The 24,498-nt window shown below is 67.1% G+C and carries 27 protein-coding genes and 3 tRNA genes; 21 read left to right on the forward strand and 9 right to left on the reverse strand.

Annotated features, from left to right (window positions below; all coding sequences use genetic code 11):
- Window positions 1-109 precede the first annotated feature (109 nt).
- On the forward strand, window positions 110-1,591 hold the full coding sequence (gene rng / locus DFR39_RS05760; protein ID WP_133602595.1) for a ribonuclease G: 1,482 nt from the start codon (window positions 110-112) through the stop codon (window positions 1,589-1,591).
- Here rng and DFR39_RS05765 read toward each other — a convergent pair.
- Window positions 1,584-2,204 (reverse strand): peroxidase-related enzyme, encoded by a 621-nt coding sequence (locus tag DFR39_RS05765; RefSeq protein ID WP_133602596.1) that lies wholly within the window; start codon window positions 2,202-2,204, stop codon window positions 1,584-1,586. The genes rng and DFR39_RS05765 overlap by 8 nt on opposite strands.
- A gap of 182 nt (window positions 2,205-2,386) precedes the next feature.
- On the opposite strand from DFR39_RS05765, the gene tolB reads away from it, so the two are divergent.
- From tolB to DFR39_RS05805, 8 genes are all read left to right on the forward strand, one after another.
- Complete coding sequence (tolB, locus tag DFR39_RS05770; protein WP_419789837.1) at window positions 2,387-3,649, forward strand: Tol-Pal system beta propeller repeat protein TolB; 1,263 nt, start codon at window positions 2,387-2,389, stop codon at window positions 3,647-3,649.
- A gap of 73 nt (window positions 3,650-3,722) precedes the next feature.
- Entirely contained in the window at window positions 3,723-4,253 is a 531-nt protein-coding gene (gene pal, locus DFR39_RS05775) for a peptidoglycan-associated lipoprotein Pal (protein ID WP_246030708.1), read from the forward strand.
- 7 nt (window positions 4,254-4,260) lie between these two features.
- Window positions 4,261-5,028, forward strand: coding sequence for a tol-pal system protein YbgF (ybgF, locus tag DFR39_RS05780; RefSeq protein WP_246030709.1), 768 nt, complete (start codon window positions 4,261-4,263; stop codon window positions 5,026-5,028).
- 107 nt (window positions 5,029-5,135) lie between these two features.
- Window positions 5,136-6,254, forward strand: a complete 1,119-nt coding sequence (locus DFR39_RS05785; protein ID WP_133602598.1) for a YeeE/YedE family protein — start codon at window positions 5,136-5,138, stop codon at window positions 6,252-6,254.
- On the forward strand, window positions 6,254-7,072 hold the full coding sequence (locus tag DFR39_RS05790) for a tRNA threonylcarbamoyladenosine dehydratase (RefSeq protein ID WP_133602599.1): 819 nt from the start codon (window positions 6,254-6,256) through the stop codon (window positions 7,070-7,072). Before DFR39_RS05785 ends, DFR39_RS05790 begins: the two co-directional genes overlap by 1 nt.
- 55 nt (window positions 7,073-7,127) lie before the next feature.
- Window positions 7,128-7,203, forward strand: a tRNA-Lys gene (locus tag DFR39_RS05795).
- Between the two features lie 65 nt (window positions 7,204-7,268).
- Window positions 7,269-7,344: transfer RNA gene (locus DFR39_RS05800), tRNA-Lys, on the forward strand.
- 44 nt (window positions 7,345-7,388) lie between these two features.
- Window positions 7,389-7,464 (forward strand) — tRNA-Lys (locus DFR39_RS05805).
- A 114-nt stretch (window positions 7,465-7,578) separates the two neighbouring features.
- On the opposite strand, the gene DFR39_RS05810 is transcribed toward DFR39_RS05805, so the two are convergent.
- Window positions 7,579-8,025, reverse strand: a complete 447-nt coding sequence (locus DFR39_RS05810; protein ID WP_133602600.1) for a DUF192 domain-containing protein — start codon at window positions 8,023-8,025, stop codon at window positions 7,579-7,581.
- A gap of 51 nt (window positions 8,026-8,076) precedes the next feature.
- On the opposite strand from DFR39_RS05810, the gene DFR39_RS05815 reads away from it, so the two are divergent.
- From DFR39_RS05815 to DFR39_RS05855, 9 genes are all read left to right on the forward strand, one after another.
- Window positions 8,077-10,305: a heavy metal translocating P-type ATPase gene (locus DFR39_RS05815; RefSeq protein ID WP_133602601.1), complete on the forward strand. Its 2,229-nt coding sequence runs from the start codon at window positions 8,077-8,079 to the stop codon at window positions 10,303-10,305.
- 15 nt (window positions 10,306-10,320) lie between these two features.
- On the forward strand, window positions 10,321-10,503 hold the full coding sequence (ccoS, locus tag DFR39_RS05820; protein WP_133602602.1) for a cbb3-type cytochrome oxidase assembly protein CcoS: 183 nt from the start codon (window positions 10,321-10,323) through the stop codon (window positions 10,501-10,503).
- 35 nt (window positions 10,504-10,538) lie between these two features.
- Complete coding sequence (ccoN, locus tag DFR39_RS05825) at window positions 10,539-11,984, forward strand: cytochrome-c oxidase, cbb3-type subunit I (RefSeq protein WP_133602603.1); 1,446 nt, start codon at window positions 10,539-10,541, stop codon at window positions 11,982-11,984.
- Window positions 11,985-11,998: 14 nt separating this feature from the next.
- Window positions 11,999-12,622, forward strand: coding sequence for a cytochrome-c oxidase, cbb3-type subunit II (gene ccoO / locus DFR39_RS05830; protein WP_133602604.1), 624 nt, complete (start codon window positions 11,999-12,001; stop codon window positions 12,620-12,622).
- A 14-nt stretch (window positions 12,623-12,636) separates the two neighbouring features.
- The gene (locus DFR39_RS05835; RefSeq protein WP_133602605.1) at window positions 12,637-12,795 is read left to right on the forward strand and encodes a cbb3-type cytochrome oxidase subunit 3; all 159 of its coding nucleotides are present in this window, start codon (window positions 12,637-12,639) and stop codon (window positions 12,793-12,795) included.
- Window positions 12,792-13,712 carry a cytochrome-c oxidase, cbb3-type subunit III gene (gene ccoP / locus DFR39_RS05840; protein ID WP_133602606.1) on the forward strand — a complete coding sequence of 307 codons (921 nt, stop codon included), beginning with the start codon at window positions 12,792-12,794 and terminating at the stop codon, window positions 13,710-13,712. Before DFR39_RS05835 ends, ccoP begins: the two co-directional genes overlap by 4 nt.
- A gap of 72 nt (window positions 13,713-13,784) precedes the next feature.
- A complete protein-coding gene (gene ccoG / locus DFR39_RS05845; protein ID WP_133602607.1) occupies window positions 13,785-15,242 on the forward strand; it encodes a cytochrome c oxidase accessory protein CcoG in 1,458 nt (485 codons plus the stop codon).
- A 40-nt stretch (window positions 15,243-15,282) separates the two neighbouring features.
- Window positions 15,283-15,534: a hypothetical protein gene (locus tag DFR39_RS05850; RefSeq protein ID WP_133602608.1), complete on the forward strand. Its 252-nt coding sequence runs from the start codon at window positions 15,283-15,285 to the stop codon at window positions 15,532-15,534.
- Window positions 15,535-15,537: 3 nt separating this feature from the next.
- Window positions 15,538-15,786, forward strand: coding sequence for a hypothetical protein (locus DFR39_RS05855; protein ID WP_133602609.1), 249 nt, complete (start codon window positions 15,538-15,540; stop codon window positions 15,784-15,786).
- 123 nt (window positions 15,787-15,909) lie between these two features.
- Here DFR39_RS05855 and fnr read toward each other — a convergent pair whose 3' ends face one another.
- Window positions 15,910-16,728 carry a fumarate/nitrate reduction transcriptional regulator Fnr gene (fnr, locus tag DFR39_RS05860; protein ID WP_133602610.1) on the reverse strand — a complete coding sequence of 273 codons (819 nt, stop codon included), beginning with the start codon at window positions 16,726-16,728 and terminating at the stop codon, window positions 15,910-15,912.
- 97 nt (window positions 16,729-16,825) lie between these two features.
- Here fnr and hemN point away from each other — a divergent pair, with 97 nt between their 5' ends.
- The 3 genes from hemN (at window position 16,826) to icd (ending at window position 20,342) form a co-directional block, all read left to right on the forward strand.
- A complete protein-coding gene (gene hemN, locus DFR39_RS05865) occupies window positions 16,826-18,229 on the forward strand; it encodes an oxygen-independent coproporphyrinogen III oxidase (RefSeq protein ID WP_133602611.1) in 1,404 nt (467 codons plus the stop codon).
- A gap of 22 nt (window positions 18,230-18,251) precedes the next feature.
- Entirely contained in the window at window positions 18,252-18,953 is a 702-nt protein-coding gene (locus DFR39_RS05870) for a sulfite exporter TauE/SafE family protein (RefSeq protein ID WP_133602612.1), read from the forward strand.
- Window positions 18,954-19,082: 129 nt separating this feature from the next.
- Complete coding sequence (icd, locus tag DFR39_RS05875) at window positions 19,083-20,342, forward strand: NADP-dependent isocitrate dehydrogenase (protein ID WP_133602613.1); 1,260 nt, start codon at window positions 19,083-19,085, stop codon at window positions 20,340-20,342.
- A 107-nt stretch (window positions 20,343-20,449) separates the two neighbouring features.
- Here icd and DFR39_RS05880 read toward each other — a convergent pair whose 3' ends face one another.
- The 6 genes from DFR39_RS05880 to DFR39_RS05905 all read right to left on the reverse strand — a co-directional run bounded on the left by DFR39_RS05880 (window position 20,450) and on the right by DFR39_RS05905 (window position 24,493).
- Window positions 20,450-20,686, reverse strand: coding sequence for a hypothetical protein (locus DFR39_RS05880; RefSeq protein WP_133602614.1), 237 nt, complete (start codon window positions 20,684-20,686; stop codon window positions 20,450-20,452).
- 106 nt (window positions 20,687-20,792) lie between these two features.
- Window positions 20,793-21,251 carry a nuclear transport factor 2 family protein gene (locus DFR39_RS05885; RefSeq protein ID WP_133602615.1) on the reverse strand — a complete coding sequence of 153 codons (459 nt, stop codon included), beginning with the start codon at window positions 21,249-21,251 and terminating at the stop codon, window positions 20,793-20,795.
- Window positions 21,252-21,286: 35 nt separating this feature from the next.
- Window positions 21,287-22,060, reverse strand: coding sequence for an SDR family NAD(P)-dependent oxidoreductase (locus DFR39_RS05890; protein ID WP_133602616.1), 774 nt, complete (start codon window positions 22,058-22,060; stop codon window positions 21,287-21,289).
- 14 nt (window positions 22,061-22,074) lie between these two features.
- Window positions 22,075-22,626: a DUF3833 domain-containing protein gene (locus DFR39_RS05895; RefSeq protein WP_133602617.1), complete on the reverse strand. Its 552-nt coding sequence runs from the start codon at window positions 22,624-22,626 to the stop codon at window positions 22,075-22,077.
- Window positions 22,627-22,652: 26 nt separating this feature from the next.
- Window positions 22,653-23,933: an MFS transporter gene (locus DFR39_RS05900; RefSeq protein ID WP_133602618.1), complete on the reverse strand. Its 1,281-nt coding sequence runs from the start codon at window positions 23,931-23,933 to the stop codon at window positions 22,653-22,655.
- The gene (locus tag DFR39_RS05905) at window positions 23,930-24,493 is read right to left on the reverse strand and encodes a chalcone isomerase family protein (RefSeq protein WP_133602619.1); all 564 of its coding nucleotides are present in this window, start codon (window positions 24,491-24,493) and stop codon (window positions 23,930-23,932) included. Before DFR39_RS05905 ends, DFR39_RS05900 begins: the two co-directional genes overlap by 4 nt.
- Window positions 24,494-24,498: the final 5 nt, after the last annotated feature.

Here is a 24,498-nt window from a genome sequence, read left to right on the forward strand (position 1 = left end):
AGCCCCGGGGCGCGAGCCCTCCCGCCAGGCCTGCGCCTGACGAGAGTGCTTGGTCGGTTGGGCCCAGGCTCCACCCGGAGCCGCCCGTACCGGCGAGGAGACACAAGCTATGGAAGACATACTGATCAACTGGTCTCCGCAGGAGACCCGCGTGGCCGTGGTTGAGAACGGCGCGGTGCAGGAGCTGCACATCGAACGCACCCTGGAGCGCGGCCTGGTGGGCAATATCTACTCGGGCAAAGTGGCGCGGGTGCTGCCGGGCATGCAGTCGGCCTTCATCGACATCGGCCTGGAGCGCGCCGCCTTTCTGCATGTGGCGGATCTGCATGTGAATGGCGCCACCCCGCGTGCTCATCATGCCGAGAGTGGCACGCCCGTGCCCATCGAACGCCTGGTCTTCGAGGGCCAGACCTTGACCGTGCAGGTGATCAAGGACCCCATCGGCAGCAAGGGCGCACGCCTGTCCACCCAGATCAGCATTGCCGGACGCATGCTGGTCTTCCTGCCTCAGGACGACCATATCGGTATCTCCCAGAAGATCGGCTCGCCCGAAACCCGCGAGCAGCTGCGCGCGCGCATGCAGGCCCTGGTGGGCAAGCCGGAAGAGGGCGGCGGGGGCGGGTTCATCCTGCGGACCAATGCCGAGGATGCCAGCGACGAGGAGCTCGGCAATGATGTCGCCTATCTGCGCAAGACCTGGGGCCAGATTCGGGAACGCGCGCACCGTTCGCCCCCCGGCACGCTGCTGCATCAGGATCTGAGTCTGGTGGAGCGCGTGCTGCGCGATCTGACCACCGAGCGCACCGGATCCATTCGCATCGATTCACGCATGCAGTACGAGGTGCTGCATGCCTTTGGCGAGATGTACATGCCCGCGGCCACGGCCAAGCTGGAGCACTACCGGGGTGAGCGCCCCATCTTCGATCTGAACAATATCGATGCCGAGCTTGATCGTGCCCTGGCGCGCCGCGTCGAGCTCAAGTCCGGCGGCTACCTGATCGTGGACCAGACCGAGGCCATGACGACCATCGATGTGAACACCGGTGGCTTTGTGGGTGCGCGCAATTTCGACGACACCATCTTCAAGACCAATCTGGAGGCCGCGGGCGCCATCGCGCGGCAGCTGCGCCTGCGCAATCTGGGCGGCATCATCATCGTCGACTTCATCGATATGACGCGCGAGGAGCACCGCAGCGCCGTGCTCAGCGAGTTCCGCAAGCAGCTCAGCAAGGACCGCACCAAGGTCACGGTGGGCGGCTTCACCCAGCTGGGCCTGGTGGAGATGACGCGCAAGCGCACCCGGGAGTCCCTGGCGCGCATGCTCTGCGAGCCCTGCCCGACCTGCGATGGCCGCGGCCAGATCAAGACCGCACGCACCGTCTGCTACGACATCATGCGCGAGATCTTGCGAGAGGCGCGACAGTTCTCGCCCAAGGAGTTCCGCGTGGTGGCGGCCGCCAATGTGGTGGAGATGCTGCTGGACGAGGAAAGCCAACATCTGGCGGGCTTGTCGGACTTCATTGGCAAGCCCATTTCCTTGACCGCCGAGCCGACCAACCAGACCGAGCACTACGACATCGTGCTCATGTAGTCGGCTTCGGTGCGCGAGCCTGGCGACCCATCAGATAGAACTCGGGATTGGGCCGCAGCGAAATGGCGTTGGCCAGGCGGTTGGACAGGCCGAAGAGGGCGGTGATGGAGGCGATGTCCCACGCGGCCTCCGCGTCGAAGCCGTGCGCGGCGAGGGTCGCGTAGTCAGCCTCGTCCACCTCGTCGGCGCGCAGGCAGACCTTGAGCGCGAAGTCCAGCATGGCCTTCTGGCGCGGCGTGATATCGGCCTTGCGATGGTTCACCGCGATCTGGTCGGCCAGCAGGGGCGCTTTCTCGTAGACCCGCAGGATGGCGCCGTGCGCCACCACGCAGTAGAGGCAACGATTGACCCCGCTGGTGGCCACGATGATCATTTCCTTCTCGCCCTTGCTCAGGCCCTGCGGCCCGCCATCGCGCAGCAGCAGGGCGTCGTGATAGGCCAGGAAGGCGCGGAACTCGGCCGGGCGGCGCGCCAGGGCCAGGAAGACATTGGGCACGAAGCCGGCCTTGTCCTGCACGTCCAAGATGCGTTGGCGCACATCCTCGGGCAGGTCCTCCAGCTTGTGCGGCGTCGGGTAGCGGCACAGCGCGTTGCTGTCGAGGTTCTCGCTCATGGTCCCTCCTGTGACGGTTTGCGGCCATGATAGGGGGGTCGGAACTAGGGGCTCTTGGCCGCTCAGGCAAAATACGGCCCCACGCAATGTCCGTGGGGGCATTGACGCAAGCAATGCCCATGTTTAGCGAGCGCATGACCGATCACAAGACTTTCCCTGCCGCCGCGCAAGCCCTTCCCTCGATGAATCGGCGTCACCTGATGGGCGCTGCAGCCGCCCTGTGCACCGCACCGGCGCTGGCGCAATTCCGTGTTGAGATTTCGGGCGTGGGGGGCACCCAGCTGCCCATCGCCATCGGCGAGTTCCGCAGCGAGGCCAGCGCTGGCCAGCCCGTGGCCGCCATCATCCGTGCCGACCTGGAGCGTAGCGGCCAGTTTCGCGTGATCGATGCCGCCGCCGGCCTGAATGAGACGAGTCAGCCCGTCTGGACCGATTGGCGCGCTCGCCAGGCCGATGCGTTGGCGGCCGGCTCGGCGACCCGCCTGGCCGACGGTCGCGTGGATCTGCGCTACAAGCTCTGGGACGTGGTCAAGGGCCAGGACCTGGGCGGCGAGGCCCATGCCGTGGCGCCCGATGATGTGCGTCTGGCCGCGCACCGCATTGCCGACACCATCTACCAGAAGCTCACCGGCGAGCGCGGCGTCTTTGCCACCCGCATGGCTTATGTGACCAAGGCGGGCGGGCGCTACAGCCTGCGCGTCACCGATGCCGATGGCGAGGGTGGCCAGATCGCCTTGGGCAGCCCCGATCCCATCATCTCGCCGGCTTGGTCGCCCGATGGCAAGGAGCTGGCCTATGTGTCCTTCGAGACGCGCAAGGCCGTGGTCTGGCTGCAGAGCCTCGCGACCGGACAGCGGCGTGCGCTGGCCGACTTCCGCGGCAGCAACAGCGCCCCGTCCTTCTCTCCCGACGGGCAGAGCCTGGTCATGACGCTGTCACGCGAGGGGGGCTCGCAGCTCTTCCTGATCCGCCGCGACGGCTCTGGCCTGCGTCGATTGACCCAGAGCTCGGCCATTGATACCGAGGCCGTGTTCTCGCCCGACGGGCAGCAGATTTTCTTCGTCAGCGATCGCGGCGGCGGTCCGCAGGTCTATCGCATGCCGGCCGCCGGCGGCGCGGCCGAGCGCGTGTCCTTCAGCGGCAGCTACAACATCAGCCCGGCGATCAGCCCGGACGGCAAGACCCTGGCCTTCGTGACCCGCCAGGGCGGCGCGTTCAAGGTCTGCGTGCAGGATCTGGGCAGTGGCGCGGTACAGCAGATCAGCGACACCAGCGAGGACGAGAGCCCCAGCTTTGCACCCAATGGCCGCCTGCTGGTCTATGCCACCCGCGTGGGCGGCCGCGATGTGTTGATGACCAGCACCCTGGATGGCCGGATCAAGGCCAAGCTGGTGTCCACCACGGCCGATGTGCGTGAGCCCACCTGGGGACCTTTCGGTCGCTGAGCGCTCGCCCCCCGTTTCAAGTCTGTTTCGTGTCGCCCCGCACTTTCGGGGCATTTCCTGAGGAGTGATTGAGATGAAGATGCACAAGCTGGCGCTTTCCGTCCTGGCCGCTGCCGCCCTGGTGGGTTGCAGCTCCACCAAGCTGGACGAGCCGGCACCGGTCGAGACCCGTCCGACTGCCCCTGCAAGCAACGCCAATGCCGGCAGCGGCGCACCCGTGGCCGAGTCGCGTGTCCAGACGGTGGATCTGGCAGCCCAGGCCGCCCAGGCCGTGTCCGACAAGCGCGTCGTGTACTTCGACTTCGACAGCTATGTGGTCAAGTCCGACTTCCAGAACGTGATCGATGCACATGCCAAGCGCATGAGCGTGGACAACAAGGTCGCCCTGCGCCTGGAAGGCCACACCGACGAGCGCGGTGGCAGCGAGTACAACCTGGCCCTGGGCCAGAAGCGTGCCGAGGCCGTGGCCAAGTCCCTGAGCCTGCTGGGTGTGCCCGCCGCGCGCGTGGAGCCGGTGAGCTTCGGCAAGGAGCGTCCGGCTGCGCAAGGCAGCGACGAGGCCGCCTGGGCCAAGAACCGTCGCGTCGAGCTGAAGGACAAGTGAGATGAGCATGGGCTTGAGATCCGCTCTGAGCAGCCTGGTGCTTTTGGGGGCGACCCTGTCCAGCCAGCCGGCTCAGGCATTGTTCTCGGATGACGAGGCACGCAAGGCCATCCTGGACTTGCGCGCGCGCCAGACGCAAAGCGAGGAGGCGCGCCGCAAGGAGCTGGAGCAGTTGCAGGAGCAGCTGACTCCGCTGCGCCGCAGCGTGCTGGATCTCAACGCCCAGATCGAGGCGCTGCGCGGTGAGGTGGCGCGTCTGCGCGGCCAGAACGAGCAGTTGGCGCGTGATCTCTCCGAGACCCAGCGCCGTCAGGCTGACCAGTCTCAGGCGCTGGAAACACGCCTGCGTCCGCTGGAACCACAGAAGGTGGTGGTGGACGGCCGCGAGTTCCACGCCGCTCCAGAGGAGAAGGCGCAGTACGACGCGGCCATGGCCGCCGTGCGGCGCGGCGAGTTCTCCGAGGCTGCCACGGCACTCACAGCCTTCCAGAAGCGCTACCCGACCAGCGGCTATGCCGACTCGGTGCGCTTCTGGCTGGGCAACGCCCTGTATGGCAAGCGCGACTACAAGGATGCGATCGCCACCTTCAAGGCCTTTGTGTCTGGCAACCCCGCGCATCCGCGCGCGGCCGAGGCCCTGCTGGCCCAGGCCAATTGCCAGATCGAGCTCAAGGAAGTGAAGGGCGCCCGCCGCACCCTGGAAGACCTGATCAAGGCCTATCCGGGCACCGAGGCGGCTCAGGCCGCCAAGGAACGGCTGAGCACGCTGCGCTGAGTTCCCAGTCTCAAAAGATCCAGGCCCCGGTGCCGCGTTCGCGCGGCCCGGGGCTTTTTGCTGCACGCGCGCTGGGCCGCGGGGGGGGCCGCCTAGAATCCTGCCCCATGCAAGAGATCGATATCAACAGCCTGACCCAGCAGGTGCTGTGGTCCGGCTTCGCCCTGGCCTTTGTCTTTGGAGCCCTGGCCCAGCGCACGCATTTCTGCACCATGGGTGCGATTGCCGACATCGTGAACATGGGTGACTGGGCACGCATGCGCATGTGGGTGCTGGCCATTGCCGTCGCCATCCTGGGCTTCAACACCATGGTCTATCTGGGCTGGGTGGAGGCGGGCAAAAGCATCTATGCCGCGCCGCGCCTGCTGTGGCTGTCCTATATCGTGGGCGGTCTGATGTTCGGCTTCGGCATGGTGCTGGCCTCGGGCTGTGGCAACAAGACCCTGGTGCGCATCGGTGCGGGCAATCTCAAGTCCCTGGTGGTTTTTGTGGTGATGGGCGTGGCCGCCTTCGCCACCCTGCGCGGCATCACGGCCGTGGCCCGGGTCAACACGGTGGATACCGTGGCCCTCGCGCTGCCAAGCGGCCAGGATCTGCCCTCCCTGCTGGCCGGGGCCCTGGGCCAGAGCCCGCGTCAGGCGGCCTTGGTGCTGGGCCTGCTGCTGGGCGGTGCTTTGCTGGCCTGGGTGCTGGCGCGAGCCGAGGGCCGCCGCGGCGAGGTGCTGGTCGGCGGCCTGGGCAGCGGCCTGGTGATCGTGGGCATCTGGTGGGTGTCGGGTGTGCTGGGCCATGTGGCCGAGCATCCCGAGACCCTGGAAGAAACCTTTCTGGGTGGCAGCGCGCCGCAGCGCATGGAGGCCCTGAGCTTTGTGGCCCCCTTTGCCGGCACCCTGGACTGGCTGATGTTCTTCAGCGACAAGAGCAAGGTGCTGACCCTGGGCGTGGTGGCAGTGCTGGGGGTGATCGCGGGCTCGGCCGTCTGTGCCCTGGCCACGCGCAGCTTCCGCTGGGAGGCCTTCCGCGGCGTGGAAGACACGGCCAACCATCTGGTGGGCGCGGTGCTGATGGGCGTGGGCGGCGTGGTGGCCATGGGCTGCACCGTGGGCCAGGGCCTCTCGGGCGTATCCACCCTGAGCCTGGGCAGTTTCATCGCTCTGGCCGCCATCGTGGCCGGCGCGGTGCTGGCCCTGCGCTACCAAGTGTGGCGCCTGGAGCGCATGGTCTGATGAGCGCGACCCTTGAGCTGAACGAAGGCGATCTGGAGCGGCGCTTCGGCGGCCTGCGCCGGCTTTATGGCGATGCCGATTACGCGCGTCTGCGCGGCGCGCGCTTCGCGGTGGTGGGCCTGGGGGGCGTGGGCTCCTGGGCCGTGGAGGCCCTGGCCCGCTCGGGCGTGGCCTCACTCACCCTGATCGATCTGGACCATGTGGCCGAGTCCAATATCAACCGCCAGGTGCAGGCCCTGGGCGCCACGGTGGGCATGGCCAAGGCCGAAGCCCTGCGCCAGCGCATTGCGGACATCCACCCGGGCTGCGTGGTGCGCAGCATCGAGGACTTCGTGGACGAGCAGAACTGGCCGGCCTTGCTGGGCCCGGGCGAGCCTGCCCTTGACGGCCTGATCGATGCCTGCGACCAGGTGCGCGCCAAGGCGGCTCTGGCCGCCTGGGCGCGCGAGCGCGGTCTGCCCTTTGTGACGGTGGGCGCGGCCGGCGGCAAGCGCGCACCGCATCTGCTGGAGGTGGAGGACCTGGGCCGGGTCACGCATGACCCGCTGCTGGCCTCGCTGCGCCAGCGCCTGCGCAAGTTCCACGCCGCACCGCGCGGCACGGGCGAGAAGATGGGCGTGTCCTGCGTGTTCTCGCGCGAGCCGGTGTTGCGTCCGAGCGAGGCCGGCTGCGATCTTGGCGAGGCGGGGGAGAGCGCTGGCGTGGACGGCAGCCTCAATTGCCACGGCTATGGTTCCAGCGTCACCGTGACGGCCAGCTTCGGCATGGCCGCCGCCGCAGAACTTTTGAAAAAATTTCTTCACAAGTCCTTGCGCTGACGGTTTTTTCACTCCTATAATGTGAGGCTCTGCTGAAGGGCAAGAAAACAAACAAGGGTTGTTAGCTCAGTCGGTAGAGCAGCGGACTTTTAATCCGTTGGTCGCAGGTTCGAATCCTGCACAACCCACCAGTTTTGCTGGTACTGTTTTCGATGCTTCGCTGTCGGTTTAGGCCGGCAGATGTTGTCAGGTTCGGGGGCTCTTAGCTCAGTTGGTAGAGCAGCGGACTCTTAATCCGTTGGTCGTAGGTTCGAATCCTACAGGGCCCACCAAATTCCCCTCATCGGGAAGACAACGCAAGGCAGCACAGATTTCAGGGCTCTTAGCTCAGTTGGTAGAGCAGCGGACTCTTAATCCGTTGGTCGTAGGTTCGAATCCTACAGGGCCCACCAAGTTTTCTTGGATATCGAAAAGGACCTGGCGAAAGCCCGGTCCTTTTTGCATTTTGGCGCTCCAACCGCGACACCTTCCCGCGGTGAAGGCTGTTTCCGGCAACCTGCCTGAGCCTATTTCCAGGGGCCGCCGCGCAGCTTGCTGCCGGCCTTGATGGCGCGCTTGGCAAACCAGCCCTGATTCATCTCCAAGGCATAGCGCACCGGCTTGGTTGAGCAATGGGATGCCTCGGACATGGGCTGCATGTCCGCAATGTTCACGATGCTGCCGTCATCGGCCACAAAGGCAATCGACAGCGGGAGCAGGGTGTTCTTCATCCAGAAACACTGCACGCCCGCCTGCTCGAACACAAAGAGCATGCCGGCGTTGGTGGGCATGCTGGACCTGTGCATCAGACCGATGGCACGCTGCTCCTGGGTTTCGGCCACTTCGGCCTGGATCAGGTGCATGCCGGCGCTGAGCTGGATGGCGGGGAGTTGCTGTGCTGCGCTTTGGGCCCAAGTGCTTGCGCCGAACAGGGAGGCCAGAAGGGCCAAGGTCAGTGTCTTGATATAGATCATGTCTCGAAAGGGGGATGATCTCTAGATTATGGGCCGAGCGACAGGCCCATGATGATCAGTGCTTCCCTTTCACCCGACGACTTGCCCGCCCTGGATGAGCCCGAGGCCCAGAGTGGCTTCACCGAATGGCGCGGCGAGGGCGAGGCCCTGTCCCGGCTGCGGCTTTCGGGGCTGCACTGCGCGGCCTGTGCCGGCATCATCGAGCGTGCCCTTGAAGGGCAGCCCGGGGTGCTTTCGGCCCGGGTCAATGCGGCGGCAGAGCGCCTGCAACTGCGCTGGGACCCTCGGCGCGCTCGGCTGAGCGAGTTGCTGGCGCGTGTGCGCGGTGCCGGCTATGGGGCCGAGCCCGATCTGGCCGCCAGTGCGCGGGAGCTGCGCGAGCGCGAGCAGCGTCGAGCGGTCTGGCGCCTCTTCGTGGCCGCTTTCATGATGATGCAGGTCATGATGCTGGCCTGGCCCTCCTATGTGGCGGGTCCGGGTGAACTCAGCGATGACCTGCGCCGCCTGCTGAACTGGGGCTCCTGGGTGCTGTCCCTGCCGGTGCTGCTGTTCTCGGCCGGCCCCTTCTTCACCAATGCCTGGTCCCAGCTGAGACAGGGGCGCCTGGGCATGGATGTGCCGGTGGCCCTGGGCATTGCCGTGGCCTTCATCGCCAGTAGTGGCGCGACCTTCGATCCGGCGGGGCCTTTCGGCCATGAGGTCTATTTCGACTCGCTGACCATGTTCGTCAGCTTTCTGCTGGCCGGACGCTGGCTGGAGTTGCGGGCCCGCCACCGTGTGGCCCAGGAACTGGAGAGCGCCGTCTCTCGCCTGCCCGATCTGGTGGAGCGTGTTCTCGACTCCGGTGATGGGCGCAGTGAGCGGGTGCTGCCCAGCCGTTTGCGTCCCGGAGACTTGATCCGTGTTCCGCTGGGCGCGGCCTTCGCGGCCGATGGCCGCGTGGCGCAGGGCAGCACGGCGGCCGATGAGGCCTTGCTCTCCGGGGAATCGGCGCCGGTGCCCAAGCAGCTGGGTGATGCGGTCGTTGCAGGCAGCCTGAACCTGGGGGCGCCCGTGACGGTCCGCGTGGAGCGTGTGGGCGCGGACACTCGCTACGAGGCCATCGTGCGCCTGATGCGCGAGGCCCTGGATCGCCGGCCCGCTGCGGCCTTGCTCGCCGAGCGTGTGGCCGGCCCCTTTTTATGGGGTGTCTTGCTGCTGGCGGCCGGCTCGGCGCTGGTGTGGTGGCACATCGATCCGGCGCGTGCGGTCTGGGTGGCGGTCGCCGTGCTGATCGTGACTTGCCCCTGCGCGCTGTCGCTGGCCACGCCCTCGGCCTGGCTGGCCGCCGCCGGTCATCTGGCGCGGCGCGGTGTGCTGCTGGCCAGGTTGGAGCTGCTTGAGAACGTGGCCCGGGTGGATACCGTGGTGCTGGACAAGACCGGCACACTCAGCGAGGAGGGCATGAGCCTGCAGCAGACGGGTGGCGAGTCGGCCTGGCTGGCGCGTGCCGCATCGCTTGCTGCGCATTCCCAGCATGTGTTTGCGCGTGCGCTGGTGCTGGCCGTGCCGGCCGATGAGCGCGTCGCCGCTGATCCGGGCTGGCAGGGCGTTGAGGAACTGCCGGGGCGAGGCCTGGAGGCCCGAGATGATGCGGGGCGCCTGTGGCGTCTGGGCTCTCAGGGCTGGCTGGGTGGTGTGGCGCCCGAGGAGCCGGCCCAGCTGGTCTTCGGTCCGGTCGATGGCCCGCAACGCCTGACCCTGGTGTTTGGCGAGCGTCTGCGCGCCGATGCTGCCGAGGCCGTGGCGCGACTGCATGCGCTGGGTCTGGCTACGCTGCTGCTCTCGGGTGATGCGCCACAGCGGGTTCATGCCCTGGCCGCGCGCGCCGGCGTGCAGCGGGCCATTGGTGGGGCCAGTCCCGAGGACAAGCTGGCCGAGGTGGCGCGCCTGCAAGCCGCCGGTCACAGGGTGCTGATGCTGGGCGACGGTGTGAATGACGCTCCGGTGCTGGCGCGTGCCGATGCCAGCCTGGCCATGGGGCAGGGGGCACTGCTGGCGCGCAGCCAGGCCGATGGTGTGCTGCTGTCCGGGCGCCTGGGCGATCTGGCGCATCTGCGCGAGCTGGCTGTGCGTACCCGGCGCGTGATCCGCCAGAACCTGGGTTGGGCAGCGGCCTACAACGCCGCATGCATCCCCCTGGCCCTGGTCGGCCTCATGCCTCCCTGGGCGGCGGGGCTGGGCATGGCCCTGAGTTCATTGTTCGTGGTGCTGAACGCACTGCGTCTGCAGAAGGCTTGAGAGAAGACCTGGCACATGGAAATCCTGTACCTGTTGGTGCCTTTGTCGGTTGTCCTGATCCTGGCCATTGTGGGCCTGTTCGGCTGGGCGTTGCACAGCGGTCAGTTGGAGGATCTGGAACGCGAAGGCGAACGCATATTCGAAGAGGAATCACCCCCGGTTGACGGCGATCAAGCCCTGCCGGTGGGGCGCCCCTGAGAATTTTCCCCGAGCATCACCAAAGGAGCGTCAAGATGACGAGTGGGGCAAGCGGGCGTCTAGGGCCCGTATACGAGGATGGAGTGGTCCGCGCATTTGCGCTGGCCTCCGTTTTGTGGGGAGTTGTGGGCATGTTGGTCGGGGTGGTCATTGCCGCCCAGCTGACATGGCCGGAACTGAATCTGGGCATTTCCTGGCTGAGCTACGGGCGTCTGCGCCCGCTGCACACCAACGCCGTGATCTTCGCGTTTGGCGGCTGTGCCCTGTTCGCGACGTCGTATCACGTGGTTCAGCGCACCGGCCAGACCCGGCTGTTCGCGCCTGGCCTGGCCTGGCTCACCTTCTGGGGTTGGCAACTGGTCATCCTGGCTGCGGCCATCACCTTGCCCCTGGGCATCACCAGCGGCAAGGAATATGCCGAGTTGGAATGGCCCATCGACATCCTGATCACCCTGGTGTGGGTGAGCTATGCCGTGGTGTTCTTCGGCACGGTGGGCATTCGCAAGGTGCGTCACATCTATGTGGCCAACTGGTTCTTCGGCGCCTTCATCATCGCCGTGGCCCTGCTGCATCTGGTCAACAGCGCCGCGATTCCCGTGAGCCTGTTCAAGAGCTACTCGGCCTATGCCGGCGTGCAGGACGCCATGGTGCAGTGGTGGTACGGCCATAACGCGGTGGGCTTCTTCCTGACCGCGGGCTTCCTGGGCATGATGTACTACTACATCCCCAAGCAGGCCGGCCGTCCGGTGTACAGCTATCGCCTGTCCATCGTGCACTTCTGGGCCCTGATCTTCACGTATATGTGGGCGGGCCCGCACCACCTGCACTACACCGCGCTGCCCGACTGGGCGCAGAGCGTGGGCATGGTCTTCTCCCTGGTGCTGCTGGCGCCCAGCTGGGGCGGCATGATCAACGGCATCATGACCCTGAGCGGTGCCTGGCACAAGCTGCGTGACGATCCCATCCTGAAGTTCCTGATCGTCTCGCTGAGCTTCTACGGCATGTCGACCTTCGAGGGTCCGATGATGTCGATCAAGACGGTCAACGCCCTGAGCCACTACACGGACTGGACCGTGGGCCATGTGCACTCCGGTGCCCTGGGCTGGGTGGGCCTGATCTCGATGGGCGCGCTGTACCACCTGATCCCGCGCATGTATGGCCGCACTGAGATGTATTCCAAGCGCGCCATCGAGCTGCACTTCTGGATTGCGACCCTGGGCATCGTGCTCTACATCGCCGCGATGTGGATCGCCGGTGTGATGCAGGGCCTGATGTGGCGCGCCACGAATCCGGATGGCACCCTGGTCTACACCTTTGTCGAGAGCGTCAAGGCGACCTATCCGTTCTACGTGATCCGTCTGTGCGGTGGTCTGCTCTACCTGGGTGGCATGTGTGTGATGGCCTGGAACGTGGTGATGACGGCCCGCGTGGGTCGCTATGAGCCGGTGCCCGTGCCTGCGGTCGCTGCCGCTCACGCCTGAGGAGGACAAGAGAAATGGCATCGACAAACAAGCCCGTGGGCGGCCACGAGAAGATCGAAACCAGCAACTTCCTGATGATCGTGCTGGTGCTGCTGACCGTGCTGGTCGGCGGTGTGGTCGAAATCGTGCCGCTGTTCTTCCAGCGCTCCACCACCCAGCCGGCACCGGGGCTCAAGCCCTACACGCCGCTGCAGCTGGCCGGACGCGACGTCTACATCCGCGAGGGCTGCTACAACTGCCACTCGCAGATGATCCGCCCCTTCCGCGCCGAGACCCTGCGCTATGGCCACTACTCGACGGCCGGTGAGTTCGTCTACGACCACCCCTTCCAGTGGGGCTCCAAGCGCACCGGCCCCGACCTGCACCGCGTGGGCGGCAAGTACAGCGACGAATGGCACCGCATCCACCTGATCAATCCGCGCGATCTGGTGCCCGAGTCCAATATGCCCGCCTATCCCTGGCTGGCCACGGCCGCCCTGAAGCCCGAGGACCTGGCACCCAAGATGCAGGCCCTGCGCAAGGTGGGTGTGCCTTACAGCGACGCTGAGGTGGCTGGTGCCGCTGAAGCGGTCAAGGGCAAGACCGAGATGGATGCGGTGATCGCCTATCTGCAGGTCATGGGCACGGCGCTCAAGTAAGCGAGGAGCTTGCAATGGACATCAATGATCTGAGGAGTGCCGTCACGTTGCTGCTGCTGCTGATGTTCCTGGGCATCGTGGCCTGGGTCTACAGCAGCCGGCGCGACAAGCGCGCCTACGACGAACTGGCGGCCTTGCCTCTGCGTGAGGAGCAAGGCGGGAGCGAACAATGAGCAGTGATTTCATTTCCAACGGCTGGTCCGTGTTCGTGGCGGCCGCCACGATCCTGGGCCTGGTCTTCTGCGTGGTGCTGCTGGTCATCGCCTCGCGTCGCAAGGTGATGGCCAATGACAACACCACCGGCCACACCTGGGACGAGGATCTGCGTGAGCTGAACAACCCCCTGCCGCGCTGGTGGATGGGTCTGTTCGTGATCACCGTGGTCTTCGCGGGCGCCTACCTGGCCCTGTATCCGGGTCTGGGCAGCGCCGAGGGCACGCTCAAGTGGAGCAGCACCGGCCAGTACCAGGCCGAACAGGAAAAGGCCCGCGCCGCGTTGAACGAGGTCTATGCCAAGTTCGCCGGCATGCCGGCGGAGCAACTGGCTGGCAATACCCAGGCCATGGGCATTGGCGAGCGCCTGTTTGCCAACAACTGCGCCACCTGCCACGGCTCGGACGCCAAGGGCAGCAAGGGCTTCCCCAATCTGACCGACGCTGACTGGCTCTATGGCGGTGCGCACGAGACCATTGTCGAGACCATTGCCAAGGGCCGCATCGGTCAGATGCCACCCATGGGCGCTGCCGTCGGTAGTGCCGATGATGTGCGCAACCTGGCCCACTATGTGCTGAGCCTCTCGGGAAGCCCGCACAACTCCGTCTCCGCTCAGCTGGGCAAGGCGAAGTTCGGGGCCTGCGCCGCCTGCCACGGTGCCGACGGCAAGGGCAACCAGGCGCTGGGTGCGCCCAATCTGACCGACAAGATCTGGCTGCACGGCTGGGGTGAGGAGGCCGTGGTCTCCATCATCAACAACGGCAAGACCAACCAGATGCCGGCCCATGCCGAGCGCCTGAGCCCGGAGCAGGTCCGTGTTCTGGGTGCCTATGTCTGGAGCCTGTCCAACGGTGCCGGCAAGTCGGTGACCCGGTAATCGCAGGGCCGCATGGCCCTGTTTTCCCATGGACTGCCCGCACGACAAGGCGGGCAGTCCCGCTAGGTACCTATGAGCAGTAGCAGCAGCAAGTCCGCCAAGGTGGTTCCCATCGTCCCTGCGGAGGGGGCGGGGGAGATGGTGTCCTTGTACGAAGCCCAGAAGAAGATTTACCCGCGCTCCGTGCGAGGCTGGTTTGCGGCCTGGCGCTGGGTGCTGGTCTGGGCCACGCAGCTGCTGTTCTACGGTCTGCCCTGGCTGGAGTGGAATGCCCGCCAAGCCGTGCTCTTCGACCTGGGGGCGCGGCGCTTCTACATCTTCGGCATGGTCCTGTACCCGCAGGACTTCATCTACCTGACAGCGCTGCTGATGCTCTCGGCTTATGCGCTGTTCTTCTTCACCGCGGTGGCGGGGCGCTTGTGGTGCGGCTATGCCTGCCCGCAGACGGTCTACACCGAGATCTTCATGTGGGTGGAGCAGAAGTTCGAGGGCGACCGCATGGCGCGCATGAAGCTCGACGCCGGCCCCTGGAACTTCAACAAGCTCTGGCGCAAGAGCGGCAAGCAACTCAGCTGGATCGCCATCGGTCTGTGGACCGGCATCACCTTCGTCGGCTACTTCACGCCCATCAAGGTCTTGATCCGCGATCTCGCATCCCTGGGCCTGGGGCCCTGGGAGTGGTTCTGGGTGCTGTTCTACGGTTTTGCCACCTATGGCAACGCCGGCTATATGCGCGAGCAGGTCTGCAAATACATGTGTCCCTACGCGCGTTTCCAGAGCGCGATGTTTGACCGCGACACCCTGATCATCAGCTACGACGCGGAGCGCGGTGAGCCGCGCGGCTCGCGCTCCAAGAAGGCCGATCCCAAGACCCTGGGCCTGGGCTCCTGCATCGACTGCACCCTGTGCGTGCAGGTCTGCCCCACGGGCATCGATATCCGCAAGGGCCTGCAGTACGAGTGCATAGGCTGCGCCGCCTGCATCGACGTCTGCGACGAGGTGATGGACAAGATGAGCTATCCCCGTGGCCTGATCCGCTATGACACCGAGAACGGCCTGGAGCAGCACCTCAGCGGCGTGCAGCGCTGGCGGCGTGTGCTGAGACCGCGCGTGCTGATCTACGGCGGCATCCTGCTGCTGCTGTCGGCCGCCATGCTGGTGAGCCTGGCCATGCGCAGCCCCTTCAAGGTCGATGTGGTGCGCGACCGCGCCTCGCTGGCCCGCCAGATCGAGGACGGTGTCATCGAGAACGTCTACCGGCTCCAGCTGATGAACGCCACGGAAATGCCCCAGCGCTACGAGGTGACGGCCGACGGGCTGCCGGGCATGAGCCTGAGCCGTCCGGTGGATGTGACCCTGGGCCCCGCCGAAGCGCGCTGGGTGTCCGTGGCCCTGCGTCTGCCGCCCGAGAATGCGGCGCGCAGCGGTGCTGGGGCGCATCCCATACATTTCCAGATCCGACGCCTCGCCAGCAGCGAGGAGGGCGAACGCTCGCTGAGCGAAAAGTCGACCTTTGTGGTGCCGCGCTGAGGCGCCACAACTCCCAGATATCTCAACAAGGAGAACCCGCATGAACAAGCCCGCCGATCCCGTGAAGCCCGAGGAGCCCAAAGGTCCCTGGTGGCGTGTGGGCATGATGTGGCTGGTCGTCGGTGGTCCCCTGATCGTGGTGCTGGCCTGCGCGGCGACCCTCACGCTGGCGCTCAAGTTCCCCGACCCGGTGCTCGACGTGCGCAAAGATGCCTCGGCCGATGTGCGCCAGAGCCCCTCCGACGTGCCGGCCCTCAAGGCTCGCAATCACGCGGCGACCGGCGGGCAGTAAATCATGGACGCCGCGAGTTCCCAGCCGGTGACGCGGCGCTCGCGCCGTCTGATGGCCGCGCTCTGGCCCTCTTTTCTGATGGCAGCGGTGCTGGAGGGGCTGGTGTTCAGCCTGCTGGACCCGGAGCTGCTGGACGCCCGGCTCAGCCATATGGGTCTGTCCCCGCTGGCGCTGTACAGCCTGGCCTTTCTGTGCTTCTGGGCGGTGACCAGTCTGGCTTCCGGGCTCAGCCTCCTGCTGGCCGAGGATTGAGCTGCGGCCCAGGCGCCCGGCCCGCGCTGAAAGCAAAACCCCGCGTCCGTATCCGGTCGGCTTCCGGATGCGGGGCGGGGGTTGTCTTGGCTCCAGAGGCCTCGGTGCCGAGGCCGTCGAGCATCAGCAGCTGCTGCTGTTGACCAGGGCTTGAAGTCCGGCCTGGTCCACGATGCGGATCTGGCGTTGCTTCACTTCCAGCAGCCCCTCTTCCTGGAACTTGGAGAAGGTGCGGCTGACGGTTTCGAGCTTGAGGCCCAGGTAGCTGCCGATCTCCTCGCGCGTCATGCGCAGCACCAGGCTGGAGGCCGAGAAGCCGCGTGCCTGCAGGCGCTGGGTCAGATTCAGCAGAAAGGCCGCCAGGCGCTCCTCGGCGCGCATGCTGCCCAGCAGCAGCATCACGCCATGGTCGCGCACGATCTCGCGGCTCATGATCTTGTGGAACTGGTGCTGCAGGTCGGTGAATTCGCGCGACAGCTCTTCGAGCTGGCTGTAGGGAATCACGCAGACCTGGGAGTCTTCCAAGGCCACGGCATCGCAGCTGTGGCGGTCGTTGCTGATGCCATCCAAGCCCAGCAACTCACCCGCCATCTGAAAGCCCGTGACCTGGTCGCGACCATCCTCGGCCGAGACACAGGTCTTGAAGAAGCCTGTGCGCACCGCGTACAGCGACTGGAAGGCATCGCCAGTGCGGAACAGGGTGTCACCGCGGGAGACGGTGCGGCGGGTGGCCACCAGGCTGTCGAGCTGTTCAAGATCGTTTCTGGACAAGCCCACCGGCAGGCACAGCTCGCGCAGATTGCAGCTGGAACAGGCCACCTTGAAGGGTTCGGCCTTGACGGCGCCCCCCGCATCGCGGGCGAGCGGCAGGGCCCGGCCCGGACACTCGCCATGGGTGGCGGTCTGGCCGGAACAGGACGGTGCTTGCGTGGTGGTGGACATGATGCTCCTCAAGATGTCGCGCATTGTTGACCTGTCGGCGTGCATGAAGCTTGATGTGAATCAAGGGCTCGCTTGCAGGGATTGGCACAGTTTGTCCATGTCTGCCTGCCTTACTCCGCCCGCCATCAGCGAGGACCTGCTGCGTCGTTACGACATCGCCGGACCGCGCTACACCTCGTACCCCACGGCCGACCGCTTTGTCGAGGCATTCACCGTTCAGCAGTATGAGCAGGCCTTGGCCCAGCGTGCCAGTGGCGCCCTGGTCGGCGGCAGCGCACCATTGTCGCTTTATGTGCACATCCCCTTCTGTGAATCGGTGTGTTACTACTGCGCCTGCAACAAGGTCATCACCCGCCACCATGAGCGGGCGGGTGAATATCTGCAGGCGCTGCGCACCGAGATGGATCTCACCCTCGGGCACTTGGGACGCATGCCCAGCGTGTCTCAGCTGCATCTGGGCGGGGGCTCGCCCACCTTCCTGAGTGACGAGGAACTGGGCCAGCTGATGCAGGACATCCAGCAGCGCTTCCGTGTGGCGCCCGGGGCCGAGATCTCCATCGAGGTGGATCCCCGCACCGTGAGCGCCGAGCGCCTGCGCCATCTGCGCGGCCTGGGGTTCAACCGCCTGTCCTTTGGCGTTCAGGACTTCGATCCGGCGGTTCAGAAGGCCGTGCACCGCCTGCAGAGCTTTGAGGATGTGCAGGCCCTGATGCAGGGGGCCCGCGAGCTGGGCTTTGAGTCCATCAATGTGGATCTGATCTACGGCCTGCCTTTGCAGACGGCGGCCTCGTTCCAGCGCACCATTGCCCAGGTCTGTGAGTTGCGCCCCGATCGGATCGCGCTCTATGGCTACGCCCATCTGCCCCAGCGCTTCAAGCCTCAGCGTCGCATCGACATCGCCCAGCTGCCCGCGGCCGGGGACAAGCTGGCCATGCTCTCGGCCGCGATCGGTGGCTTCCTGGCCCAGGGCTACACCTATATCGGCATGGACCATTTCGCCCTGCCCAATGACGCGCTGTCCGTGGCCAAGCGCCAGGGCCGTCTGCATCGCAATTTCCAGGGCTACAGCACCCAGGCGGACTGCGACATGATCGGCCTGGGCGTGTCCTCCATCGGCCGGGTCGGCGTGACCTACAGCCAGAATGCCAAGACGCTGTACGAGTACTACGATTTGCTGCGCCAGGGGCAGCTGCCGGTGAACCGCGGCCTGGCGCTCAACCGCGATGATCTGGTGCGGCGCGCCATGATCATGGCCCTGATGTGCCAGGGCCGCGTGGCCTTCGAGTCCATCGAGCTGGCGCATCTGATCAAGGTGCCGGACTACTTCCGCGCCGAGCTGGAACAGCTGCGCCCTCTGGAGGAGGCCGGCATGGTGCAGCTTAGCGCCGATGCCATCGAGGTCACCGCCCTGGGCTGGTACTTCGTGCGCGCGGTGGCCATGGTGTTCGACCGCTACCTGCAGGCCGATCGCACCCGGGCCCAGTTCTCCAAGATCATCTAAGGCCTAGGCCGCTCACCAGCGCATGGATGCCGCCCTGGTCTCTTCGGCCCTGCTGATGGGGCTTGCCGGCGCGCCGCACTGCACCGCCATGTGTGGCGCGGCCTGCGCCGGCCTGAGCCGGGGCGGGGCGGGGCCGGCCTGGAGCTTCCATCTGGCCCGGGTTCTGAGTTATGCTGTGGGCGGCGCCCTGGCGGCGGCCAGCGTGGGCTGGGCCGCCCAGCTGGGCCAGGCCAGTGCTTTGCTGCGGCCGCTGTGGGTCATGTTGCACATGGCGGCCCTGGGCCTGGGCCTGTACCTGCTGTGGCGCGGGCGTCAGCCAGCCTGGATCGAGAACCTGGGCTCACGCGGCGAGCGCGTGGCGCGGGTTTCCGTGGCCGGCCTCGGCCCGGGCCAGGCGGTCATGGCGCCGGCCTCGCCCGCATCTGCCCGCGCGCGGGCCGGTCTGGCGGGCCTGGCCTGGCTGGCCTGGCCCTGCGGCCTGTTGCAATCGGCCCTGGTGGTGGCGGCCCTGGCCTCCGGCCCGCTGCAGGGCGCCGCCGTGATGACGGCCTTTGCCGCCGCCTCGGGCCTGGGCCTGGTGCTGGGGCCGGTGCTGCTGACCCGGCTCTTTGGCCAGGGGGGCAGTGCCTGGGCGGTTCGCCTCGCGGGGCTGAGCCTGGCTGCCGCATCGATCTGGGCCCTGGGTCACGGGGTTTGGGCCCAGGTGGCCGACTGGTGCCGCTGAGTCTCGCGGTGCATGCCGCGTGCCGATGAACAGGGCGCGCGTCCCCAAGACTTATATAAGACTCGGGCCCTGGCATAGAATCGCCGCGACCTTGTTCCACAGCACGCCCCGCGCGTCAGAAGCCTACCCATGTACCAACATATCCAGGTGCCCGAAGGCGGGCAGAAGATCACCGTCAACGCCGACTTCTCGCTGAACGTGCCTGACCAGCCCATCATCCCTTTCATCGAAGGCGATGGCACCGGCCTGGACATCACGCCGGTGATGATCAAGGTGGTGGATGCGGCCGTGGCCAAGGCCTATGGCGGCGCCAAGAAGATCCACTGGATGGAGATCTACGCGGGCGAGAAGTCCACCAAGGTCTACGGTCCGGACGTCTGGCTGCCCGAGGAAACCCTGCAGGTGCTGCGGGACTATGTGGTCTCGATCAAGGGCCCGCTGACCACGCCGGTGGGCGGCGGCATCCGCTCGCTCAATGTGGCCCTGCGCCAGGAGCTGGACCTCTATGTCTGCCTGCGCCCGGTGCGCTACTTCAAGGGCGTGCCCTCGCCGCTGAAGCAGCCCGAGAAGACCGATATGGTGATCTTCCGCGAGAACTCGGAAGACATCTATGCCGGCATCGAGTTCGAGGCCGAGAGCGACAAGGCCAAGAAGCTGATCGCCTTCCTGCAGACCGAATTCGGCGTCAAGAAGATCCGCTTCCCCGAGACCTCGGGCCTGGGTGTGAAGCCGGTCTCGCGCGAGGGCACCGAGCGCCTGGTGCGAAAGGCCATCCAGTACGCCATCGACAATGACAAGCCCAGCGTGACCCTGGTCCACAAGGGCAACATCATGAAGTACACCGAGGGCGCCTTCCGCGACTGGGGCTATGCCCTGGCCCAGAAGGAGTTCGGTGCCGAGCTGATCGACGGTGGCCCCTGGGTCAAGCTCAAGAACCCGCGCACGGGCCGTGACATCGTGGTCAAGGACAGCATCGCCGATGCCTTCCTGCAGCAGATCCTGATGCGTCCGGCCGAGTACTCGGTGATCGCCACCCTGAACCTCAACGGCGACTACATCTCCGACGCGCTGGCGGCCCAGGTGGGCGGCATCGGCATCGCCCCCGGCGCCAATCTGAGCGACTCGGTGGCCATGTTCGAGGCCACGCACGGCACCGCGCCCAAGTACGCCGGCAAGGACTATGTGAACCCCGGCAGCGAGATTCTTTCGGCCGAGATGATGCTGCGTCATATGGGCTGGACGGCCGCCGCCGACCTCATCATCAGCGCCATGGAAAAGGCCATCCTGTCCAAGAAGGTGACCTACGACTTCGCCCGTCTGCTGGACGGCGCCACCCAGGTCTCCTGCTCGGGCTTCGGTCAGGTCATGATCTCCTGCATGGAAGACTGAGTCCGATGCCGGGCCCGGCAAGGCGGCCCGGCCGCAGCGGCCTCATCCCAAAAGAAAACCCGCGTGGCCGCCCGGCCCGCGGGTTTTGTCTTTGGAGGGGCGAGGGCTCAGGCTCGCTTGCCGCGGAACCATTCGCTGCCGCGTATCAGGGCAGCCTGCTGGGCTTCGCGCTGGCGCCGCTCGCTCTCGCGGGCCAAGCTATCCCATTCCTCCCAGCAGGAGTCGCTGACCTCCAGACCCTCGATGCCGCAGCTGCCTTGGCGCAGGGCCTGGCTGGCCGCACGCAGCCGTTCACTGAGGCTGCTGGTCAAGGTGCTGGGGCGGGTCGGGGCGGCGTTGCTCATGGCGGTACTCCTGGCTCAGCCCCACTGTAGGCAGGCCTTGGCGGCCGCGCCACCCGCGAACGCAGGGCAATCACCCCCCGCGCTTGCGGGGGATGCCCATGTCGGTTCAGCGCGCGGCCAGGTGTTCGCGCAGGCGACGCAGCAGTCCGCCCAGCAGCGGGACGCCCTCGTAGAGCTGGCGTGCCGGGTCCCAGTGGTCCTGATGCAGCAGCACGCGCCCCTGCTCGTCGAAGCGCAGATGGCTGGTGCCCTGGATGCAGCGCGGCGTGCGCTGCTTGTCGCGCGACTGGAAGTGGAAGTTCCACAGCAAGAAGGCGCCGCCGCCCGCTCCGATGGCGGCGTCCAGCACCTCGAAGCGGGGGGCGTCCACGGTCTCGAACATATGCTCGAAGACCCGGCGGATCGCCGCGGGCCCGCTCACATCGTTGAAGGGGTCCACAAAGCGAGCCTGGGGCGCGAACAAGGCCTCCAACGCGCCCAGGGTGGCGGGTGCCAGGGTCTCGTAGATGGCGATCAGGCGCGTCAGTCGCGGGTCGCTGCAGGCAAGGCGGGGCAGTCTGTCCATGCGGGAGCTCTTTCTTGGTGTTGAGGCGCTGGGGCTCAGAGCCCCGTGGTGCGGCGCACCGCACCCACATAGAGGCGGTGCGGCAGCAACTGCAGCAGCTTGAGCCAGTTGGTGAAGCGGCGCGGGAAGTGGATGTCGAAGCGCCCCTGGCGCCAGCCGCGCAGAATGTGCTCGGCCGCCTCCTCGGGCGAGATCAGGGCCGGCATGTGGAAGCGGTTCTGAGCCGTCAGCGGGGTCTCCACAAAGCCCGGGTTGATCACCGACACACCGATGCCGCGCGGCTGCAGTTCTAGGAAAAGGATCTCGGCCAGATGCTGCATGGCGGCCTTGCTGGGCCCATAGGCTAGGGCCTGAGGCAGTCCGCGATAGCCGGCCACGCTGGCCACCAGGCTGAGATGGCCCGAACCCTGCCGGATCAGCTGCGGCAGCAGCGGCTCCAGCACGCGCAGCGCGCCGATGTAATTGATCTCCAGATGGCGCAGCATGGGCTCCAGCCGGTAGTGGTCCACATCCAGAGCCTCGTAATGACCGGCGCAGTACATCACCAGGTCCACACGGCCGGCACGGGCCATCAGCCGGGTCCATGCGCTTTGCAGGCTCTGGGCATCGCCGACATCCAGGGGCAGAGCCTCGGCGCCGGGATGCTCGCGGCAGAACTGATCGAGGGCCGCGGCCGAGCGGGCCGAGACCATGAGATGCGCGCCCTGCTCATGAAGCTTGGCGGCCGTGGCGCGGCCTATGCCCGAGGAGGCACCGACGATCCAGACCACGCGGCCGCGCCAGTCCTGCAGCCTTGGATTCGCAGACATGATGGGCTCCCGTCTCAGGCCTTGCGCAGCGAAATCAGCACCTCGCCCACCTGCACGCCGAACTTGCTCATGCTGGCGCGGTTGAGCACCGTGCTCTCGTCGATCAGGTACATCCAGTCATCGAAGTCGATGTCGTAGACGCTGCCTCGCACCGGCACCTGCAAGGTGTAGCGCCAGTTGAAGGCAGGCCCCACCGATTCGCCCAGGGCCTCGCCCACCACATCGTCGGCGCGGCCGCTGTAGCGATGCTCGCCCAGGCGCTGCAGGCGCCAGACGCGGCGCTGTCGCTCGCCGTCATCGAAGAGGAAGTTCTCGTCCAGGATGCCGCGCTCGCCCTGCCAGCTGCAGTCCAGCGTGGCATAGAGGCGGCGCGCGATCTTGCCGCCGCGCTCGCTGACGATGCCATGGGCCAGCACCCGGCCGTCGAAGAAGCGGCGCAGGTCGAAGACCGGGGTCTGGCCGCGGTGGTCGGCGAGGCTGGGGCCGCTGGAGCAGCCGCCGAGCAGGGCGCCGGCGGTGGCGCCGCCGCCGAGCAGCAGAAGTTGGCGTCGGGTGGTGGGTGACATGAGAGTTCTCGTGGGGCAGCAGGGGGTCAGGGTTCGGCGCCGGGGCTGCGTGCCCAGCGCCAGAGCAGGGCGGCGGCCAAGAGCTTGAGCGCGCAGGGCAGGGCCACATAGGCCAGTCCCAGGGCCTGCAGCGCCTCGGGCGCGCGAGCGCCGGGTGTGTAGCCCGCCAGGGCCAGCAGGGGCAGGGCCGCGCCCGCGGCCAGGCCGAGATTGAGTTTGCTGGCGGCCGTCCACCAGCCGGCGTAGGCGCCCGATAGCGCGCCATGACCGGCCCGCTGGACCAGGCCGGTCAGCAGGGCGCCCGGCAGGGCAAGATCGGCCCCCAGGGCCACGCCGCTGGCCAGGCAGACTGCCAGAAAGCCGCCGCGCGCGCCTGCCGGCAGGGCCAGGGCGCCCGCGAAGGCCAGCACCGCCAGGCCCATGCCCAGCAGCCAGGCATGGCTCAGGCCCAGGCGGCCGACCAGACGCAGCCACAGCGGTACCGAGAGGGCGGCGGCCAAAAAATAGGCAAACAGATAGAGCGGCAAGCCGGCCGCGTCCTGCAGCCGGTCCTGCACAAAGAACACCAGCAGCGTTGCCGGCACGGCGCTGGCGATGCCATTGGCCATGAAGACGGCCAGCAAGCCGCGAAACGGCTTGTTGCCCAGCGGTGCGCGCCAGGCACCGGCCCGGGCGTCGTCCGATCCGGCGATTCGGGCCGGCCGTGGGGCCGCGCGCAGCAGCATGGCCAGGCCCAGCGCCAGCGTGAGCAGCAAGACGCCGGTGCTCCAGGGCAGCCCCACCAGGGTCGGCAGCACGCTGGCCAGCAAGACGCCCACGAGGCCGAAGCCCTCGCGCCAGGCCACCACCCGAGCCCGCTGCGGCGCGTCACCGCCCAGGCGGGTGCCCCAGGCCTGGTGCAGCACGCTCAGGGCGCTGAAGGCTAGGTAGGTGAACACCAGACTCAGCACCAGCCAGGCCAGCAGGGGCGCGGGCGAGCTCGCGTAGTCGGTCCAGGGCGGGAAGAAGAGGGCGGCAAAGCCCAGGCCCAGCACCAGGCCGGCCAGCAAGGCCAGGCCGCGCACGGCGCCGAGGGAGCGGCCGAAGAGCCGGTCCACGCCCTGGCCGATCAAGGGGTCGAGCAGGGCGTCGGCCGAACGGGTGAGCAGCAGCACCAGGCCCAGCAGGGCCAGGGGCACGCCGTGGTTCTGGGCGTAGTGCTGGGGCAGGCTGACATAGAGCGGCAGGGCCAGGAAGGCCAGGGGCAGGCCCAGGGCCCCATAGGCCAGACCGGCACGCGGGGGCAGGGCCGCGGCCGCGGCGTTCACGTGCGCAACTCCGGGCCCAGCAGCTGGCGGCGCAGGGCCGGAGCGCTGGTGGAGGGGGCCAGCCAGATGCCGAAGAAGCGGCGCGCGAACTCGGCGTCCTGCGTCTCGGCGGTGGGCCGGCCGTTGTGCAGAAAGCGCACGCGGCCCGAGGGCTCGGACAGGCCGGTGAGGCGCTCCCCCGCGCTCACATCCGGAAAGGCGCGACGCATCAGGGCCAGCCATTCGCTCGCGCGGCCTTCGTCCAGCGGGCCTGCACGGCGCATCTCTTCGACGGATCGCTCCGCGATCGACTCGCCTTTGAGCGTGCGCGCATAGCGCAGTTCCAGGGCCAGGGGCTGGCGCAGATAGTCCGGATCCAGGGGCCCAGGCGGCGCCCAGAGCCGCGCCTCGTACACCGAGAGGCCGAAGAAGCGAAACTCGCCCGCCCCCACCAGACGCACGTCGGGCAGCGCCTCGCGTACTTCGGGCGGCGGCGCAGGCCGCATCTGGGCCTGAGCGTGGACGGCCAGGGGCAGAGCCGGCATGCCGGCGGCCAGCAGCAGGAGGGCGCGGCGCTTCATGGTCT

The sequence above is a fragment of the Roseateles asaccharophilus genome, from assembly GCF_004362405.1.
GTDB classification, from domain to species: domain Bacteria; phylum Pseudomonadota; class Gammaproteobacteria; order Burkholderiales; family Burkholderiaceae_C; genus Kinneretia; species Kinneretia asaccharophila.